Below are 398 nucleotides of genomic sequence, written 5' to 3'. Positions count from 1 at the left end.
GGTCAGGCCCCAGCCGTCCAGCCGCTCCTCCAGCAGGGTCATGAACGCGCCCTGGGCGGCGCGCAGCCGCGCCTCGGCCTCGGCCGCGCGGCGCAGCGACCGGCGCAGCGCGATCCCGCCGAGCACCATGCCGAGGATGAGGCCCACGGCGGCGCCGATCTCGGTCAGCTCGTAGAGGATCCAGGCCACCGGCGCCGCGCCGATCACCGAGAAGGCGATGTTGGCGATGAACAGGACCGCCGACAGGGCCTGGATCGCCACGATGGCGACGATGGGCGTCAGCCGGACCAGCCGGCGACGCGACCGGCCCCGGTCGGCGCCGTCAGTCGTCATCGCCACCCCGGTCGCGCCCACGGCCCGGGTCGTCGTCGTCGCCGTTGCCGTGGCCGCTGTTGCCG

General features: G+C 75.4%; 1 protein-coding gene. It reads right to left on the bottom strand.

Annotated features, from left to right (window positions below; all coding sequences use genetic code 11):
- A partial coding sequence (locus D7Y13_RS44415) for a hypothetical protein (RefSeq protein WP_208734744.1) occupies positions 1–354 on the bottom strand: 354 nt, incomplete at its 3' end.
- Positions 355–398: the final 44 nt, after the last annotated feature.

The sequence above is a fragment of the Corallococcus praedator genome (genome assembly GCF_003612125.1).
Classification (GTDB): Bacteria; Myxococcota; Myxococcia; order Myxococcales; family Myxococcaceae; genus Corallococcus; species Corallococcus praedator.
The sequence above is the reverse complement of the archived record's forward strand: the minus strand, read 5'-3'. Positions and strand labels throughout refer to the sequence as shown.